At 43.3% G+C, this 18,904-nt stretch carries 14 protein-coding genes; 11 read left to right on the top strand and 3 right to left on the bottom strand.

Going from position 1 to position 18,904, the window contains the following annotated elements; genetic code table 11:
- Window positions 1-70: 70 nt before the first annotated feature.
- Window positions 71-2,101, top strand: a complete 2,031-nt coding sequence (locus H8S51_RS12575; protein ID WP_186899129.1) for an ABC-F family ATP-binding cassette domain-containing protein — start codon at window positions 71-73, stop codon at window positions 2,099-2,101.
- 55 nt (window positions 2,102-2,156) lie between these two features.
- On the opposite strand, the gene H8S51_RS18525 is transcribed toward H8S51_RS12575, so the two are convergent.
- Window positions 2,157-2,282, bottom strand: a complete 126-nt coding sequence (locus H8S51_RS18525) for a hypothetical protein (protein WP_408639566.1) — start codon at window positions 2,280-2,282, stop codon at window positions 2,157-2,159.
- Between the two features lie 177 nt (window positions 2,283-2,459).
- Here H8S51_RS18525 and H8S51_RS12570 point away from each other — a divergent pair, with 177 nt between their 5' ends.
- The 4 genes from H8S51_RS12570 (at window position 2,460) to H8S51_RS12555 (ending at window position 5,359) form a co-directional block, all read left to right on the top strand.
- Window positions 2,460-2,837, top strand: coding sequence for a GntR family transcriptional regulator (locus tag H8S51_RS12570; RefSeq protein ID WP_015520232.1), 378 nt, complete (start codon window positions 2,460-2,462; stop codon window positions 2,835-2,837).
- 2 nt (window positions 2,838-2,839) lie between these two features.
- Window positions 2,840-3,706 (top strand): ABC transporter ATP-binding protein, encoded by an 867-nt coding sequence (locus H8S51_RS12565; RefSeq protein WP_173885109.1) that lies wholly within the window; start codon window positions 2,840-2,842, stop codon window positions 3,704-3,706.
- Window positions 3,703-4,314: an ABC-2 transporter permease gene (locus H8S51_RS12560; RefSeq protein ID WP_186899130.1), complete on the top strand. Its 612-nt coding sequence runs from the start codon at window positions 3,703-3,705 to the stop codon at window positions 4,312-4,314. Before H8S51_RS12565 ends, H8S51_RS12560 begins: the two co-directional genes overlap by 4 nt.
- Window positions 4,315-4,447: 133 nt before the next feature.
- Complete coding sequence (locus H8S51_RS12555) at window positions 4,448-5,359, top strand: hypothetical protein (protein WP_186899131.1); 912 nt, start codon at window positions 4,448-4,450, stop codon at window positions 5,357-5,359.
- Here H8S51_RS12555 and H8S51_RS12550 read toward each other — a convergent pair.
- Window positions 5,356-6,957: a sensor domain-containing diguanylate cyclase gene (locus H8S51_RS12550; RefSeq protein ID WP_118209550.1), complete on the bottom strand. Its 1,602-nt coding sequence runs from the start codon at window positions 6,955-6,957 to the stop codon at window positions 5,356-5,358. The two genes, H8S51_RS12555 and H8S51_RS12550, sit on opposite strands and share 4 nt — an antisense overlap.
- Window positions 6,958-7,137: 180 nt before the next feature.
- On the opposite strand from H8S51_RS12550, the gene H8S51_RS12545 reads away from it, so the two are divergent.
- The 3 genes from H8S51_RS12545 (at window position 7,138) to H8S51_RS12535 (ending at window position 11,814) form a co-directional block, all read left to right on the top strand.
- Entirely contained in the window at window positions 7,138-8,292 is a 1,155-nt protein-coding gene (locus tag H8S51_RS12545) for an MFS transporter (protein WP_186899132.1), read from the top strand.
- Window positions 8,293-8,349: 57 nt separating this feature from the next.
- Entirely contained in the window at window positions 8,350-9,732 is a 1,383-nt protein-coding gene (locus H8S51_RS12540) for a sodium-dependent transporter (protein ID WP_408639582.1), read from the top strand.
- A gap of 93 nt (window positions 9,733-9,825) precedes the next feature.
- Window positions 9,826-11,814, top strand: coding sequence for a RecQ family ATP-dependent DNA helicase (locus H8S51_RS12535; protein ID WP_186899134.1), 1,989 nt, complete (start codon window positions 9,826-9,828; stop codon window positions 11,812-11,814).
- Here H8S51_RS12535 and H8S51_RS12530 read toward each other — a convergent pair.
- Window positions 11,774-13,138, bottom strand: coding sequence for an MATE family efflux transporter (locus tag H8S51_RS12530; protein WP_186899135.1), 1,365 nt, complete (start codon window positions 13,136-13,138; stop codon window positions 11,774-11,776). The two genes, H8S51_RS12535 and H8S51_RS12530, sit on opposite strands and share 41 nt — an antisense overlap.
- Before the next feature lie 137 nt (window positions 13,139-13,275).
- On the opposite strand from H8S51_RS12530, the gene H8S51_RS12525 reads away from it, so the two are divergent.
- From H8S51_RS12525 to H8S51_RS12515, 3 genes are all read left to right on the top strand, one after another.
- Window positions 13,276-14,145 carry a LysR family transcriptional regulator gene (locus H8S51_RS12525; protein WP_186899136.1) on the top strand — a complete coding sequence of 290 codons (870 nt, stop codon included), beginning with the start codon at window positions 13,276-13,278 and terminating at the stop codon, window positions 14,143-14,145.
- 1 nt (window position 14,146) lies between these two features.
- On the top strand, window positions 14,147-14,782 hold the full coding sequence (locus H8S51_RS12520) for a GDSL-type esterase/lipase family protein (protein ID WP_186899137.1): 636 nt from the start codon (window positions 14,147-14,149) through the stop codon (window positions 14,780-14,782).
- 260 nt (window positions 14,783-15,042) lie between these two features.
- Window positions 15,043-18,843: an HAD-IA family hydrolase gene (locus H8S51_RS12515; protein ID WP_186899138.1), complete on the top strand. Its 3,801-nt coding sequence runs from the start codon at window positions 15,043-15,045 to the stop codon at window positions 18,841-18,843.
- The last annotated feature ends 61 nt before the right edge of the window (window positions 18,844-18,904 follow it).

The raw sequence follows: 18,904 nt of genomic DNA, 5'->3' as shown, positions 1-18,904 counted from the left end.
GGTAGGTAGTCTATCAAAGATAGAGGAGTAAGTGTGAAAAATAAGATTTCGCGCAGAAATGGAGATTAATATGAGATATAAGATCAGTCATGCTCTCGTCCAGTTTGGCGGGGATGTGATTTTACGCGATGTCAATTTTGAGGTGCATGATAAAGAAAAGATTGCCATTGTAGGACGAAACGGCTGTGGAAAGACCACGCTGCTGCGTCTGATCGCGGGCGATATTTCGATGAATAATTTAGACAGCGATGAAGAATGTGGTATTACGATGGCAGGAAAACAGGAGATTGGTTTCCTGCGTCAGGTTAATTTTACGGAAAAAGATGTGACCGTGGAAGAGGAAATCAAGAAAGTATTTGAGCCGGTGTTTGCGTGTGAAAAGCGGATGCGGGAACTTGAAAATGAGATGAAAACTTCCGCGGACAAACAGCTTTTGCGCGAATATGACAACTTACAAAGCCGTATGGAGGCAATGCGGGGATATTCGTGGCAGCAGGATATGGAGACTATGTTTCAGCGGTTCGGGTTTGCGTTAGAAGATCTGAAACGCCCGATCGGAAGTTTTTCCGGTGGACAGCAGACGAAAGTGGCATTTATCAAACTGCTGTTAAAACGTCCGGATATCATGCTGCTCGATGAGCCGACCAACCATCTGGATCTTCCGACAATCGAGTGGTTAGAAGGATATTTAAAGACTTATGATAAGGCGGTCATCATTGTTTCACATGACCGTATGTTTTTAGACAAAGTGATCGATGTGACCTACGAGATCGAATATCATGAGATCAAACGTTATGCCGGCAATTATACGGCATTTATAAAGCAAAAGGAAGAGGCACTCATCAAGCAGGAAAAAGACTATGAGGAGCAGCAAAAGGAGATCAAACGTCTGACGGACTGGATCGAAAAATGGAAAAATACGCCGACGAAAGTGGCGGCGACACGTTCAAAGCGCATGGCGATCGAACACATGGTAAAAATCGAAAAGCCGAGACATTTTGATACGAAAGCATTTCATGCGAGATATGTACCGCGCATGGAAAGCTACACGAATGTGATTCATGCCAAAAATCTTGAGATCGGTTACGATACCGTCTTAAGTAAAGTCTCATTTCTGCTTCAAAAGAAAGACAGACTTGCAATCATTGGGGAGAACGGTAAAGGAAAATCCACACTTTTGAAAACCTTAGTCGGCGAACTGCCTGCGTTAGGTGGTGAATTTTCATTTGGACAAAATGTAGAATGGAGTTATTTTGACCAGCAGAAAGCAGTGCAGGAGCATTTCCGGGAAGATCAGACCGTGCTTGAAAATTTCTGGGAGGAATATCCTTCCTATATGAGGGAGGAAGTCCGCAGTGCACTGGGGGGATTTTTATTTTCCGGAGAAGATGTAGAAAAGAAGATGGGACAGCTTTCCGGCGGAGAAAAAGTCCGTCTCGCACTCTGTAAAATGCTGCAGACCAAACCGAATCTTTTGATCTTAGATGAGCCGACGAACCATATGGATATTGTTGGAAAAGAGGCGTTAGAACAGATGTTAAGAGAGTACGAGGGAACAGTACTTTTCGTCTCACATGACCGTTATTTTATCAGCAGGATCGCAACCGGGATTTTGGAGTTTTCCGAGAGTGGTGTGAAACAATATGCCATGAGCTATGAGGAGTATCTTGCAGAAAAACAAAAAGAAATGGGGATTTCCCCAAAAGGGCAGGTAATGTCACAGAGTGCGCGGCATATGGCAGGAAATTACACACAAAACCCCGCGGGGAATGAGAAACAAAATCAGAATCAGAGTAGTATCAAAACAGGCAAAGATGTGCCGACTTTAACGGATGTATTTGACAAAAAAACATATTATAATCCGGGCAAGATCCGTTCGAGACTGCAGCGTCAGTTAGAAAAATATGAAAAAATGTTAGAGGAGAGCGAGGAAAAACTTGCAGAAATAAAAATGCAGTTCATGGATCCGGAGCTTGCCAGTGACTATCCGAAGCTGATGGAACTGCAGAATGCACTCGATGCGGAGGAAAAGAACCAGGAGAGTCTGTTAGAGCGGATGCTTGAGACGGAGACCGAACTTGCGGAATTTGAGGAGGAGTGAGTATGAAATAATTGGACCAAAAGTTCTTGGATGAACTTTTGGTCCTTGTTTATATCTATATCCGTTCAAACACTGGAATATGTTCGATCGGTGCGTCTGTTATGTTTACCCATTTTCCTGCAGGAAGATATACATCGCGTTTATTTATATCTGCGGAGAGAACCGGTGCTACAATGCTCATGTGCGGTAAAGTAACACACAGAGCTTGACAGACAGCAGCCCCCTATTCTGAGTGTCAGATACAGCTATTTTTGATAACTGTATCTGGCAATTTTATTTTGAGGGTTGACTATGAGTTTATAGATGCTATAATGTAACTGTACATTAAGTACAATCAAAAAAACGAAGGCGGTGAGTTATGGAAATCATTATCAGTAATAACGCCAACAAGCCGATATATGAGCAAATCACATCGCAGATAAAAGCAATGATAATGAGTGGAGAACTGCAAGCCGGAGACGCTATTCCCTCAATGCGTTCACTGGCAAAATCTATTCATGTTAGTGTGATTACCGTCCAAAAAGCATATGAGGATCTGCAAAGGGACGGTTTTATTGAAACAACTGTCGGCAGGGGGAGTTTTGTATCGGCACAAAACAAAGAATTTTATCAAGAAGAACAACAACGTATTGCAGAGGAACATTTACAAGCCGCCGCAGAGATTGGACGGACAAGTAATATTTCCCTTGAAAAATTGACGGAGTTGTTGGCTTTATTCTATCAGGAGGACGAATGAGCATGGAAAATATTTTAGAATTACAACAGGTTTCCAAAACATTTTCTAAGTCAAATTTTGCGTTAGAAAATGTGACTTTTTCTCTGCCGTATGGTTCTATTTTGGGTTTTGTCGGGGAAAACGGAGCCGGAAAAACTACAACGATTGGCTGTATTCTAAATACAATCGCCAAAGACAGCGGAATGGTAAAGTTGTTTGGAAAAGAAATGACAGACGCAGATACAGATATGCGGGAAAGAATAGGTGTTGTTTATGACGGAGATAATTTTCCAGCTTATTGGACAGCAGCACAATTAGCGAAAGTTATGTCAGGATTTTATAAGCAATGGGACAATATTTTGTTTCAGAAATTTTTAAAAGAATACAAATTACCTGCAAATCAAAAAATTAAGCAATATTCCAGAGGGATGACAATGAAATTAGCGATTGCGGTTGCTTTATCACACCATCCACAACTGTTAATTCTGGATGAAGCTACTGGCGGACTTGACCCTGTTGTACGCGACGAGATGTTAGATACATTCCTTGATTTCGTACAGGAAGAAGACCACTCTATTTTACTTTCTTCCCATATTACAAGTGATTTAGAAAAAGTGGCAGACTATATTACATTCATTCATAATGGAAAACTGATTATGACCGTATCGAAAAATGATTTGGTTTATAATTATGCGGTTATGCGCTGCAAGGAAAATCAATTCCTTGCATTAGATCCGGCAGATATTATTGTTTATCGGAAACGTGATTTTCAAATTGATGTTCTGGTTTCAGATTGTAAAGCAATGCAGAGAAAGTACAAAGAAATCGTGATAGACCACGTTTCTGTTGATGAAATTTTTTTGCTTTTAGTAAGGGGGGATCATGTATGAAAGGTCTTTTTAAAAGCAATTTTCTTGCTGTATGGACAAATGCAAAAATTTTTTTGCTTTTTATGTTTGCAATGGGGATTGCCGTTATCATTATTCCAGACCAGACATGGCAAATGTATTTCATAATTATTGGAATTGTCGGATTAGCAGTAAATGCAGCTACCGTTATTGGAAATGAATTTTCCTCAAAATGGGGAAAATATAAACTTACTTTGCCAGTAAAGCGGATTGATATTGTAAAAAGTTTATATATAAATCAATTATTATGGATTATGATAGGAGTGCTTTTCGTTGGCATTATAATAGCCCTATCCTATCTGTTACATGGAATTACTTTTGAACAATTTGAGGGTATCTCAGGTGTACTTGTAATAGGAATTAGTATAAGTCTTACAATGGGAGCAATATTTATTCCTATGGTTTATTTAGCGGGGGAAGATAAAACCATTGTGTTTCTTATCATATCTTTGATTTGTGCATTGGGTATTGCCACAATGCTTTTTAATATACCGTTGTTCGGGACGTTTATTTTAATTGGTTGTTCTATATTGTTATTTATCGTGTCCTTTCCTTTGACTGTAGGTATTTTCAAGAAAAAGGAATATTAGGTGATAAAGCAAAACCAGACGAGCCAGTCAACGGTCATGATGCTAGAATTTTTCAGTGCTGATTGAAATGCTGTATAAATGATAAGATTTACAGCATGTATAGCTAGTATTTAATAGGGGTGAGAATACAGACATGAATCAATTAAAAAAGAACACAGCATACTACCATCTTCCAGGCCTGTTTGAGTTTTATGAATTGTACCATGTGTTTCTGCCACTATTCCGGGAACACAGAGAATACTTTTACGACTGGTGTGAGATAGGCTCTGTCTATGGTGCCCCGTCAGATTGTATCTGGGGCGGAGGCCGTACCTCGTTCGGAGATCATGATCCGCGGGAGGTTTTTGCGTTGATGCAGGAATACGGAATCTCAGCGCGGCTTACATTCAGCAATTCCCTGCTTGGGCAGGAACATCTTTGGGATAAGAAATGCAATCATCTCTGCACTTTATTTGAGAAAAGTGAGGGTGTCAGAAATGGTGTCATTATCTATTCGGACCTGTTACTGGAATATCTGAAAAAAAATTATCCGGGATTTTATTTTGTTTCTTCCACCACCAAGGTCCTGACGGATTTTGAGCAGTTCGTAAGGGAAGTAAACAGAGATGAGTTTCTTTACGTCGTACCGGATTTCCGGTTGAATAAGGTTTTTGATAAATTAAATACATTGACAGGGGCACAGAAAGCCAAAGTGGAATTCTTATGTAATGAATGCTGCTGGTTTGGCTGTGGGGACAGGAAAATCTGCTATGAAGCTGTCAGCCGCAAAAACCTTGGCGAAAATGGTCCGGATCACCGCTGTGCAGCTCCGGATGCAGGGAATGGCTATCGTTTTTCGAAGGCAATGGAAAATCCCGGATTTATTGGTGTGGATGATATGAAAAACAGCTATCTGCCGATGGGATTTTCCAATTTTAAAATCGAAGGCAGGGGACTTGGCAGCGCCCTGATTCTGGAGTTTCTGCTCTATTATATGACAAAACCTGAGTATCAGCTGCAGGTCAGAGAGGAGATATATCTGGATAATATGCTGGATCTTTTTTAAATAAGTCCCTTTAACACTTTCTTGTTATGGTACATCATCTCATCTGCACGTTCACGCACTTTTTCTATATCGGTATCATCCGGTGTGACCAGCGCATATCCGCATGCGATTTCCACTTCAGTCGGAATGATATTCTTATTATTGAGTATCGCTACGTCCTGATGCATTTTTTGAATAAAATGTTCTATCTGAAATTCTGTTGCATCCGGTATGATGCAGCAGAATTCATCGCCGCCGATACGGTAACATTTGCCAAAACGATCAAACGCAGTCTCTATGATATGTGCCGAATTGATGATATAGGCATCCCCGGCACTGTGTCCATAGTTGTCGTTACACATCTTGAGATTATTAAGATCAAATGTAACCACCATATGATTTTTAATATCCGATTCATTATTTATAAAGTAATCATAGGCATTTCTGTTGTAGAGTCCTGTCATGGAATCATTCAGTGCAAATTGTTCGAGTTCCTCCATCCTGCGTCTTTTTTTCAAACTGGTAACAGCCTGTCTTGCGGATTCTAAACCGAGAATTATGATAAATACAAGGAAGGATGATCTTCCAAACATTCCGGAATTATTTCCTGTTTTGTAATAACCGACCATATCCACGATAGTTGCAATGATGACAAGCGTAAGAGCCATCATGCAGGCTTTCAGTTTCTGGTCTGTCTGTTTTTTTACAATCTTATATATGATAACTGCAATGAGATAAACGAGCACCATACAAATGGAAATGTGAGTGATCCAGATGCTTCTTCGAAACTCATAGAATCCGGTAAAGTGCAGCAAACTGCAGACAACTGTCTGAAGTATACAAAGATCGCAGATGATTTTCCAGATTTTATCATCATTGATCTCAAGGAAGCTCTTTACAAACATCAAAAATGGGATAGGCATTATCATCAGAAACATAAAAGCAGCAAAAGCAGATGATCTTCTGTTTAGGAGCATCAGAGAACAAACATCTGTCTCGTTGGCGGTCCAAAGTCCAAGCAATATGGAGAAGATCCCCAGATAAAAAAGGGTTCCGTCTATATGGCTGCTGTTGTGAATAAACACCCAGTAACACGTGATAAAAAAACCGGCTAACAGAATAAATACACTCGCTATAAAAGTGGGCATAGACTGACGCAATATGCCTGTATAGATTTCATTTCCGGTTCCTATATAATATTGTTCAATTTGACCGGCTGTTTCCGGATAACAGGGTTCCAGCCTGACTATGACTGTTTCTGCATGTGTCGGCAGTTTGACAAAATTCCATACATTTCCTGTTGTATGCCCCCATATTCCACCGGAGTCATCTAATCTGTATATTTCATTGTTTTTCGTAGAAACGGTCACATGCTGATGTGAGGTAAAAAATACAAGGGAACCGTTGTTGCTTTCATTGCGGTTAATGTTAAAACTAAGCAGTACCATTCCATCATCCAGGTATTGTATTTTGTCAGGCTGACGCGCTTTGAGTTTGCTTACAGAGGCTGCATCCTGATTTGTAAATATGGTACAAAGCAGGAGCATGATAAATAATGTCAAAATTACACCTGTCAACATTTGCTGTGCGTTTTTTTCTTTATTTTGTCTTAAGTTCATCTATGATCAGATCTCCACAAATAATACTTTTACTTTATTTTACCATGTTATGGGATAATATTCTATAATATTGCGTGGATTTTTGGTGGCGTTCAAGATATAATAAGACTGCCGGGCGAAGCGAGTCAAGATACTTGTATAAGTGGCAAACGGCGAATTGGATAAATAAAGGAGCAAAAAATGTACACACTATTATTACTATTAATTTACATGGCATTTATAAGTCTTGGCTTACCGGACTCTCTGCTTGGTTCGGCATGGCCGATCATGCATGAGGCATTTTCGGTGCCGCTGTCCTATGCGGGACTGGTCACAATGATCATCTCTGCAGGGACGATCTGTTCAAGTTTAATGTCGGAACGCCTGACAAAGAAATTTGGAACACAGATCGTTACGGTATGCAGTGTCCTGTTAACGGCAGCTGCCTTGTTTGGTTTTTCGACGTCGAGCGCATTTTACATGTTGTGCCTGTGGGCGATTCCGTATGGACTTGGCGCAGGAGCTATCGATGCGGCACTCAATAACTATGTTGCACTGCATTATTCATCAAAACATATGAGCTGGCTGCATTGTTTCTGGGGCGTGGGAACAATCATCAGCCCGTACATAATGAGCTATGCACTGACCACCTCATCCTGGCAGAACGGTTACCGCATGGTATCTTTTCTTCAGATGGGGATCACAATGATTCTGTTTGTGACACTTCCGGTCTGGAAAGTCAACAAAACGGCAGAACAGCAGGAAGAGCAGCACGAGGTGATTGGAATACGCGGTGCAGTGAAGATCAAAGGCGTACCACAGCTCTTGCTTGGATTTTTCTCTTACTGTGCATTGGAATCTACACTGATCCTCTGGTCAAGCAGTTATCTGGTCGGTGCAAAAGGTATCTCTGCGGAGCGTGCGGCGGCATATGCGGCATTGTTCTGCAGCGGTATCACGCTCGGAAGATTTTTGGCAGGATTTGTGACGGAAAAATTAGGGGATCATAAGATGATCAGGCTTGGCACAACTATTTTACTGGCTGGCTGTGCTGCAGTACTTCTGCCGATTCCGTCTGACACGGCAGCTCTGGCAGGACTTGTCGTGATGGGGATTGGATGCGCACCGGTCTACCCATCGATCATTCACGCAACACCGGCAAATTTTGGAGAGAAAAATTCCCAGGCGATCATCGGTATCCAGATGGCGAGTGCTTATGTTGGTTCTACATTTATGCCTCCGGTCTTTGGACTGATCGCAAACCATATTTCCATCACACTGCTGCCGGCCTATGTGCTGATTTTCATTGTGTTAATGTTTTTCATGGTGGAAAAGACATTCCGGCTGGTGCGGTAATAGAGAAGAAAACAAAAAATGAAGGGAGACTGTTTCACAAACCGTGAACAAAAAGATATGAGCAATTTACACACACACGACAACAAAAGAAGTTCTTTTTCCGGGAAACTGGGTTATGTACTGTCCGCCGCAGGTGCGTCCGTAGGACTTGGAAATATCTGGAGATTTCCATATCTGGCGGCAAAATATGGTGGAGGGATTTTCCTTCTGATCTATATTTTACTGGCACTGACGTTTGGATATACGATGATCATGGCTGAGTCGGCACTTGGACGCATGACAAGGAAAAGTCCGGTGGGAGCATTTCAGGCATTTGGAAAAGCCGGATGGCTGTCAGCCGGTGGATGGATCAATGCGATCATCCCGGTATTGATCGTGCCGTATTATTCCGTGATCGGCGGCTGGGTGATCAAATACCTGATCGAGTATATCAGGGGAAATGGAAAAATGCTGGCGGCAGACGGATATTTTTCGGAGTTTATCTCAGATGGAGTATCCACGGAACTCTGTTTTATCCTGTTCTGTCTGTTCACTCTGACGATCATTTACGCAGGGGTGCGAAACGGAATCGAACGTGTATCGAAATTTATGATGCCGATACTGATCGTGTTATCCGTCCTGATTGCGGTGTATTCCGTGACAAGACCGGGCGCCATGGAGGGAGTAAAATATTTTCTTGTGCCAAATGTGAAAAACTTTTCCTGGATGACGGTGGTAGCGGCGATGGGACAGATGTTTTATTCGCTGTCGATTGCAATGGGAATCCTCATTACCTTTGGATCCTATATGAAAAAAGAAACATCACTGGAAGATTCCACAAGAAATGTGGAAGTGTTTGACACGGCGATCGCTATTATGGCGGGACTGATGATCATTCCGGCGGTGTTCGCATTTTCGGGCGGCGACCCGGATACTCTGCAGGCGGGACCGGCATTGATGTTTATTACAATTCCAAAAGTGTTTGAGAATATGGGATTTGGGACAGTAGTTGGAATCCTATTTTTCCTGCTAGTACTGTTTGCAGCAGTAACAAGTTCTATCGCATTGACTGAGAGCGCGGTTTCTACCTTTGAGGATGAGCTGGGATGGAGCAGAAGAAGAGCAACGGTTTTAGTCGGAGTGATCATGATCGCGCTTGGAAGTTTATCTTCACTGGGATATGGACCGTTAGTAGGCATTAAAATTATCGGCATGCAGTTTTTGGATTTCTTTGATTTTCTGACGAACTCTGTGATGATGCCGATTGCGGCAATGCTCACAAGCCTGTTTGTATCGAGAATCGTCGGAATGAAGCGGATGGAAGATGAGATCATGCACGGAGGGAGCACATTCCGCAGGAAAAAGATTTTTATTGTGATGATCAAATATCTGTGCCCGGTCTTTGCACTGATCATACTGATCAGTTCCGTGGCAAATGCATTTGGCTGGATTGCAATGTAAAGAAAATATAATATATTTTAATAAGCGGCTTGTCCTCACTTATGTGATGGATGTCATCAGCAGTTATGCTCAAACCAACAAAGGAGAAAAAACGTGAACCTGTACCAAACCCTCAAACACTATTTTGGATATGATACCCTGCGCACCGGTCAGCAGGAGCTGATGGAAGGAATTTTAAAGGGAAAGGATGTACTTGGCATCATGCCGACCGGAGCCGGAAAGTCACTCTGTTATCAGGTGCCGGCACTAATGCTTTCCGGTATCACGATCGTGATCTCGCCATTGATCTCCCTGATGTCCGATCAGGTCAAAGCACTGAATCAGGCAGGAGTACATGCAGCATATATCAACAGTTCGCTGACGGAGAATCAGATCCGGGCAGCACTTTTGTATGCAGCGCAGGGAAAGTATAAGATCATCTATGTGGCACCGGAGCGGTTAAATACCATGCGTTTTTTAGATTTTGCATGCCGGGCAGACATTTCGATGGTGACAGTGGATGAGGCACACTGTATTTCCCAGTGGGGACAGGATTTCAGGCCAAGCTATTTAGAGATTGCAGATTTTCTTGCAAGACTGCCGAGACGCCCTGTGGTCAGCGCATTTACGGCGACAGCGACCGAGCGCGTCAAACAGGATATCACGGGAAGTCTGCACCTGCAGAATCCGGTGACTGTCGTGACCGGGTTTGACCGGCCGAATCTTTTCTTCCGTGTCGTAAAGCGAAAAGGTGGAAAAGAGACGGACAACAGTATTTTAAATTATGTCAAAAGGCATGAGGATGAGAGTGGAATCATCTACTGTGCGACAAAAAAGAATGTGGACAGTGTCTGTGAACTTTTATTGCAGCACGGCATTCTGGCAGGGCGGTACCATGCGGGGCTTTCTTTGGAAGAACGGAAAGAGAGTCAGGATGATTTTACCTATGACAGGATCCGTGTGATGGTTGCAACCAACGCATTTGGAATGGGGATCGACAAATCCAATGTGCGTTATGTTCTCCATTATAATATGCCGCAAAGCCTTGAATATTATTATCAGGAGGCGGGAAGAGCCGGGCGCGACGGGGAGGAAGCGGAGTGTGTGCTTTTCTTTTCCAAACAGGATATCATGATTAACAAACGGCTGCTTGACTATAAGGCGACAGAGGGCGGATATACGTCGGGGGATCCGGCAGTCCGGGCAAATGAACAGCGGAAACTGAATCAGATGATTCATTACTGTGAGACAGATGAGTGTCTGCGCCAGTATATCCTGAACTATTTTGGGGATCACAGTCCGTGCACCTGCGAAAAATGCAGTAACTGTGTTGTACCAGAGGACGAGGTGGAGGAAAATTATATAGAGACCGGAAAGGCAAAGAAAAAGACCGCGGGACTTGCAGATTTAACGAAAGAGGGACAGGAGCTGTTTGAGGAGCTGCGTAAATGCCGGTTGGAGCTTGCAGCAAAACAGGGCGTACCTCCATTTATCATCTGTTCGGATAAAACGTTGAAAGATATGTGCGCTAAATGTCCGGCTGATAAAGCGCAGATGGCAGACGTTTACGGAATGGGTGCACAGAAGATTGCAAGCTACGGGGAAAGTTTTGCAGAGATCATCCGGATGTTTTTGCAGACACATGAATCCGGAAATATGACGACAGGAAAGACAGAAGGAGCTGCGGTAGTAGAAATTGTGTCGAAGCCCCTGGCGGGAAAAAAGAAACAGCCGTTTTATATTGCACCGGGAAAATTAGATCAGGTAACGTTTTCTGACGCCTGCATGGTATCGGAACTGACCGACCGGATCAATGCGCTCTGTGAGGAAAAAGACCGCAAAAAGCTGACGGCTGCTTTTGTCAATGATCTGCTCGTACAAAAAGGCTATTTGAAGGAAGAGGAACAGGACGAAACCCGCATCAGACGTGTGACCGAAAAAGGCATTGCAGCGGGAATATGCGAAGAGGAAAGACGGTCAAAATTTGGCGGCGGGCATTATTATGCACTGATCCACACGAGGGAGAGTCAGGAAATGATCGTGGCGGAGCTGAAAGCATATTTTACTGATTTTCCATCCGGTTCAGCTCCGGCAGAACCGTAAACAGCATTGTGATAAAACACAGACTGCCACCGATCACATTTGATACGGGTTCTGCAAGAAATACGCCGTCCGTTCCCATGTGGAAAGTGTATGGCAGAAGATAGGTCAGCGGTACAACGATAAACACCTTGCGCAGCAGGGAAAAGAAGATCGCCTGTTTCCGTTTGTTTAAAGATTTGAAAACAGTCTGACCGATATACTGCAGATCCATAAAGATAAATGCAGCAAAATACAGTTTTAATGCGGGAACGGCATCTGCTGACAGTGCTGTATCCGAACTGAAAACACCAATTAAATATTCCGGGGCGAGAATGATCACGCTCCACATGAGGCCGGTATAGACGAGCGCCATAAGAGCCATCGTGATGCCGGCTTTTTTGACGCGCGCGGGGCGGAGGGCACCATAGTTGTAGCTTATGATTGGGGAGGAACCTTCCGTGATCGCATAGATCGGAGTTTCCACCATCTGGCGGACACTTGAGACAATTGTCATGACAGAGACGTACACATCGCCACCGGTGACGGAGAGTACATGATTGCAGCAGATGGAGACGAGACTGTTGGTGAGCTGCATGATAAAACCGGATGTACCGAGGCTGATGATACTTTTCGCGAGAGGAATGCAGGAGGAAAGTTCATTTTTTCGAAGCAGGCGGACTTTGATCTCCGCTTTGCGGCGCAGAAAATGAAACACAAACAGTGCAGATAAAATCTGTGACAATACAGTGGCGGCCGCTGCACCGTTTACGCCCAGATGGAAGGTAAAAATAAAGAGCGGATCCAGGAGAATGTTTGCGATTGCACCGATTGCCACGGAAAACATCCCGGTTGTGGAATACCCCTGTGCATTGATAAAAGGGTTCATGCCGGTAGCAATCATGGATGGAAGTGTACCGAGCAGATACAGCATCATATAAGGTCTGGCAAAAGTCAGAGCATTTTTTGAGGCACCAAAAAGAATGAGAAGCGGTTTTGCAAAGAGAAGACCGGTTCCCATCAGGAGGAGTGCACTGGCACATACCATGGAAAAAGAGGTATTTAAGATCCTGTTTGCCTGTTCTTTATCACCTTTCCCACGGTTGATCGAAAAAAGCGGTGCGCCGCCGCTCCCGAACAGATTGCTGCATGCCGTGATGATCATAATAAGCGGAAAACAAAGTCCGACAGCACCAAGCGCTGTGGTCCCGATATTCGGGATACGACCAATATAAATGCGGTCTACAATGTTATAGAGCAGACTTAAAATCTGGGCTGCAAGCATAGGGAGGGCAGCGCTTAATATATTTTCAGTTACGGTTCCGTTTTCAAAATCAATGCGTTTCATGGTAATCCTCATTTTTGTGAAAAATTTAATTCTTGAAAACCAGTATAGCATAAATTATAATATATAAAAAATATTTATTTTATATCATAAAACAATATTTTTTATATATACTGACAAAAACAGGAGAGGAGGGAAACATGGAAATCAGACAGTTGGAATATTTTCGTGCAGTAGTGGAAGAGGGAACGGTGAGTGGTGCTGCGAAAGTTCTTAAAATGACACAGCCACCGGTCAGTTATCAGATGAAAATGCTTGAAGAAGAACTTAATGTACAGCTTTTTTTTCGTGGAACAAAGAAAATCACATTGACAGAAGCTGGAAAGGTGTTGTATGCAAGGTCTGGCAGTATTTTAAAAATGTTAGATGTTACAAAGCGTGAGGTGGTCAAGGTAAGTCAGTCTGCAACGATACATATTGGTATTACACCATCTACGGTTCTGATGATGTCAGAATATATTGAGCGGTTTTCAAAACAATATCCGGAGATTCATTTTGATATTCATGAGGGATCGACATTCAATTTAAAAGAACAATTAGAAAAACACATGATAGATATCACAACGCTGCGTACGCCGATCACGCTGAACGGTTGTAAGACAAAGAGGCTGATTCAGGAAAAACTGGTTGCCGTGGCAGCAGATGGATATGAGGGAATAGAGGGATTCAGGAAAAAGGATGGATCACAGATTAGTTTGAGAGAATTGTCAAAGGAACATCTGATATTATCACACCGGTATCGGAATTATATTATTTCAGCGTTTGAGGCTGTTGGACTGACCTGCGATATCTATTATGAATGTGAGGATGCAAGAACAGCGATGACAATTGCAGAAAAAGGGATTGGAGTGGCAATTTTGCCAGAGTCCATGCGTGTGTCTGACTCGATGAGTGTTTATGGCATTACGGACGCTGATCTTACAACCGAGATATTGTTAGCATGGCGCGAGGAACGTTTGCCGGTAGAAGTGGAAGCATTTATTAAGGAAATGGAATTCGAGGAGGATTAACATGACGAAAGAAGAAAAAATTGCACGTTACAGTAAATTGAATCAGGAAGTGGTACCGGGGAAAATTGTATGCGCAGGTTCCTCACTGATGGAGATGTTTCCGGTCGAAAAATTTATTGACGAAGACCATCTGGATATCACGGTCTATAACCGTGGAATCGGCGGTTTTATCACAGACGAGCTGCTTGAAAATGTAGATGTCTGCATCCTGGATCTAAAGCCGTCCCGCCTTTTTATCAATATCGGGACAAATGATCTGAGTGATCCTGCGATATCAATAGACCGGATGATCGCAAACTATGACAGGATACTTTCCATTGTAGAAAACAAACTGCCTGATATTGAAATCTATATGATGGCATATTATCCGATTAATTATGAAGCAGCAGCCGAGGAGATGAAACCATGTCTGCGTGTCCGCACGAACGGGAAAATTGCGATGGCAAATAAGGCAGTGCAGGAGCTTGCGGAAAGACATCATGCAAAATATATAGATATCAATGATCCGTTAAAAGACTGGGATGGAAATCTAAAAGCAGAGTATACGATTGAGGGAATGCATATCAAGGAGGAAGGCTACCGTGCGATCTTTGATCTGTTTATGGGGTATGCAAAAGAGCCACGATGGAACGTCTGAAATATAGTTTGTCTCGTATGCAGGTCATAAAGATGCATAGTCTTTTGCTTCCTCTGTGACAGTTTCGTATGCGAAAAGAATCATTTTCAAAAGATTTTGGCTCTGCCATCCGTCAGAATGTATCAGCCATTCGAAATAGCGTTGTCGTGTGAAAATAAATGTGTTAAAATATTCTAATTCACGACAATCGTTCTGGCAGGGATTTATGCAGCCGGTTGTTGCACAATTGAGGTAATGGTTCGGGATAGAAGAGGAAAAGCATGAATACAAAAAACATAAAAGCCGTAATTTTTGATATGGACGGCACACTGATCGATACGGAAAAATATTACCGCATGTTCTGGCCAAAGGCACTGGCGCATTTTGGGTATGAAATGACGGATGAACAGGCACTTACCATGCGGTCGCTTGGGCAGCCATATGCACCACAGCATTTAAAAGAAATGTTTCATGATCCGGATCTGGATTATACGGCGATACGAAATTATCGCAAGCAGATCATGGGAGAGTGTCTGAAAAAAAATGGAATTGAGATCAAAAAAGGTGCAATCGAACTTCTTGATTATTTAAAGGCACAGGGTATTCGCCGTGCAATCGCGACGGCGACAGATCAGGTGCGTACGGAACAGTATTTAAAGCAGCTTGGTCTTTACGGTTATTTTGATCAGATCATCTGTGCAACGATGGTGGAACATGGAAAGCCTTCACCGGATATCTATCAGTATGCATGCAGACAGCTTGCACTTTTGCCGAATGAATGTATGGCGGTTGAGGATTCCCCAAACGGTGTATGCAGTGCTTATGATGCAGGCTGTAATGTTGTGATGGTGCCGGATCAGACCGAACCGGATGAGACACTGCGTGGGAAACTGGCAGCGAGGGTGGATTCGTTAGATGAGATCATAAAGCTGTTTGAGAAATTCCCCGGTCTGACAAAGGAAGACGAGGAGCATCAGCTCAGTAAAATCATAGAGATCGCGCAGGATAATTTAGATCATGCGAAAGAAGATATCCGGAAGATCAATGAAGATCTTGCCGATCTCCTCGAAGTCTACGATGCAAAGGATAAGGAAGGACTGGCACTCTGGAACAATGCGACTGCGAGGTTAAAAGAGGAAGAACGGGAACTGGTGCGCTATGAAAAGGCACGTAAGAAGCCATATTTTGGGCGCATTGATTTCAGGGATCCAAAGGCGAAAGCGGATGAGACTTTTTATATTGGAAGAGTCGGCATCACGGACAGCAGCTCTGATCCGGTTGTGCTCGACTGGAGAGCACCGATCGCATCAGTATACTATGAGAGCAGGATGGGAACGTGCCAATATACCGTGAGTTCTGAGGGAACATTTGAGATTGATCTGAAACGCAAGCGCACTTACGAGATTGAAAATGACCGGTTAAAAGATTTCTTTGATTCGGATGTGGTCGCCAACGATGAACTGCTGACAAAATACCTTGCCAAAAATAAAAAGGCAGTTTTGGGCGAGATCATTGCGACGATCCAGAAAGAGCAGAACCTCATTATCCGCCGTTCACCGAAAACAAACATCATTGTGCAGGGTGTCGCTGGTTCCGGAAAAACGACGGTGGCGATGCACCGCATTTCCTATATTCTATATAATTATAAAGATGATTTCCGCCCGGAGGACTTTTATATTATAGGAAGCAACCGGATTCTTTTGAATTATATCACAAGTGTTCTGCCGGAACTTGATGTGTATGGAATCCGTCAGATGACGATGGAGCAGCTTTTCATCCGCCTTTTGTATGAGGATTGGGGCGAGACGCGGTTTTCTTACCACAATATCGACAAGACAGATGCAAAAAACAGCATCAGGGGCGGCACGGCGTGGTTTCTGGATTTAGAAAAATTCTGCCAGAACTATGAGAATCAGTCGATCGCAAAAGAAGACATTTATATGGAAAAGACTGGAAATCTCCTGTTATCAAAGGAGCAGATCGGACGTTATTTAAAAAATAATCCGAAAGTTTCCATGCAGAGCAAGATACTCATGTTAAATGAGATTTTGTATGCAAAATATGAAAATGAGGTTTCCGGGAAGTCCGTGACTTTTCCGCCAAAAGAGAAAAAGATTTTAGACAAAAAGTACGCGTCTTATTTTGGGGATGGAAAATGGAGAGAATCTGTATTTACTTTTTACAGAGAATTTTTACTTGCGCAGCAGGAGGCAGGAAAAGAAGTCGATGTGCCGGAAAACTCGTTTGATGTCTATGATCTTGCGGCACTTGCATATATTTACAAGAGGATCAAAGAGACGGATCCGGTGCGTGAGGCGAGCCATGTAGTGATTGATGAGGCGCAGGACTTTGGCATGATGTCATACAGATGCCTGCATTACTGTCTGTATGACTGTACTTACACGATCATGGGTGATACATCCCAGAATATTCATTTTGAGTATGGTTTAAACGACTGGGAAGAGTTGAAAAAACTGATTTTGACAGGGACATTTGATGCGTTCGGACTTCTTAGGAAAAGTTACCGCAACACGGTGGAAATTTCTGGGTTTGCAAATGAAATTCTGCGTCATGGAGATTTTTCCATTTATCCGGTAGAGCCGATTATCCGTCACGGAAATCCGGTGCAGACGGTGGCATGTCCGGATGAAAATCAATTGCTGGCAGATACCGTCACCACGATCAAAAAATGGCAGCAGGACGGTTATGAGACGATCGCTGTGATCTGTCGTGATGAGGCGGAAGCGGCACAGGCTGCGGAAGAACTAAAGAAATATGTAAAAATTGCAGAATCAGATCTGGAAAAAGCCGAGTTCGGGGATGGCGTCATGGTGCTTCCTGTCTCCTACACGAAAGGACTTGAATTTGATGCTGTGCTGCTGTTTGATCCGACACAGGAAAAATACCCGTCGGATAACGGGCATGTCAAACTTCTGTATGTGGCTGCGACCCGCGCACTGCATGAACTTGTGGTTTTGCACCGTGGAAAGCTGACCGGGATCCTTGCCGACAAAGTCCCGGAAGGAAAACATATGAAAGAGTTTGCGGCAGAAACCTTGACAAAAGCAGCGGAATTTGAACGGGTGCAGCACACGGAAAAAGAGATCGAACAGCAGCGCAGGATCGAGGGCGCAAAGGATATGGCAGAGCGCGAGTATATCGGTCCGAAGCGCATTGTCATTAAAACGCAGGGGAAAGAGAATGAGGCTGCGGCAAGAGGAAAAATATTGACAGGGCAGAAAATGGCATCTGCCTGTAAGAGAGCTGTGGCAGCGCCAGTCAGAAAAGCAGCAGACAACTCTGGAAAAAACGAAAAAAATCATACGGAGGAAATCATTATCTCTCCATATGAATTTGGCGCGATACCGGACAATGCGATCCTCCGTGTCAAAGGTCATTCCCGAAACAATTTTGTCATCAAATGGATCAAAAAGACAAAAAGCTATGTGGAACTTTCCAGTATGTACGGACTTTTACGCATCACACCGATCACACCGGAGGTGATCCGGGTCAGTTTCGTGAAGGGTGTCACGGAAAAAATTGGCGATACAGCATGGAAAGGAAAGGCGGATACAGCATTTACATGGAGTGCAAAAGAATCCAAAATGCTGGTAGAAATTGCAACGGAAAAAGTTACCGTGCACATTGCAAAAAATAATGGTGCGGTCTGCTTTTACAATGAGAAAAAGCAGTTACTGCTTACGGAAAAAGCGGAGGAACCGAGGTTTCAGGAAGGCGGATGTAACTGGACATTTTTTGAATGGGAAAAGTCCGAACATTTGAAAGCAAAGGGACTGCTTGCCGCTGATTTTATGGATGTGACAGCAAAAGCAAAATACATTTCCTATGGTGGAAAAAAGTTAAGAATGCCGCTTATTTTATCAGAGAAAGGATACGGGCTTGCCATTGCATCGAAAGGAACTGTGCTGTTTTGTGGGATACGGACTTTTGGACCTTATATCATGGCAGAGGGGAGTCAGAGCGATTATTATTTTATCAGCGAAAAGAACCGTGAAAAATTGGTTGAGATCTACCAGAGAACATTGACTTTACGCTACTGTTCACAGGCAGGCATTTTCTGAACTGAAAATGCCGTATGATACAGTGGTGGCAGCAGATTTTGCCGATTTGGAATGCGAAGCA

The sequence above is a fragment of the Roseburia rectibacter genome, from assembly GCF_014287515.2.
Taxonomy (GTDB): Bacteria; Bacillota; Clostridia; order Lachnospirales; family Lachnospiraceae; genus Roseburia; species Roseburia rectibacter.
The sequence above is the reverse complement of the archived record's forward strand: the minus strand, read 5'-3'. Positions and strand labels throughout refer to the sequence as shown.

Bases quoted from the DNA above. Each gene is read 5' to 3' on its own strand.
- H8S51_RS12520 (WP_186899137.1), top strand. From the start codon at position 14,147: ATGACGAAAGAAGAAAAAATTGCACGTTACAGTAAATTGAATCAGGAA.
- H8S51_RS12555 (WP_186899131.1), top strand. From the start codon at position 4,448: ATGAATCAATTAAAAAAGAACACAGCATACTACCATCTTCCAGGCCTG.
- H8S51_RS12565 (WP_173885109.1), top strand. From the start codon at position 2,840: ATGGAAAATATTTTAGAATTACAACAGGTTTCCAAAACATTTTCTAAG.
- H8S51_RS12525 (WP_186899136.1), top strand. From the start codon at position 13,276: ATGGAAATCAGACAGTTGGAATATTTTCGTGCAGTAGTGGAAGAGGGA.
- H8S51_RS12515 (WP_186899138.1), top strand. From the start codon at position 15,043: ATGAATACAAAAAACATAAAAGCCGTAATTTTTGATATGGACGGCACA.
- H8S51_RS12560 (WP_186899130.1), top strand. From the start codon at position 3,703: ATGAAAGGTCTTTTTAAAAGCAATTTTCTTGCTGTATGGACAAATGCA.
- H8S51_RS12545 (WP_186899132.1), top strand. From the start codon at position 7,138: ATGTACACACTATTATTACTATTAATTTACATGGCATTTATAAGTCTT.
- H8S51_RS18525 (WP_408639566.1), bottom strand. From the start codon at position 2,282: ATGAGCATTGTAGCACCGGTTCTCTCCGCAGATATAAATAAACGCGAT.
- H8S51_RS12550 (WP_118209550.1), bottom strand. From the start codon at position 6,957: ATGAACTTAAGACAAAATAAAGAAAAAAACGCACAGCAAATGTTGACA.
- H8S51_RS12540 (WP_408639582.1), top strand. From the start codon at position 8,350: ATGAGCAATTTACACACACACGACAACAAAAGAAGTTCTTTTTCCGGG.
- H8S51_RS12530 (WP_186899135.1), bottom strand. From the start codon at position 13,138: ATGAAACGCATTGATTTTGAAAACGGAACCGTAACTGAAAATATATTA.
- H8S51_RS12570 (WP_015520232.1), top strand. From the start codon at position 2,460: ATGGAAATCATTATCAGTAATAACGCCAACAAGCCGATATATGAGCAA.
- H8S51_RS12575 (WP_186899129.1), top strand. From the start codon at position 71: ATGAGATATAAGATCAGTCATGCTCTCGTCCAGTTTGGCGGGGATGTG.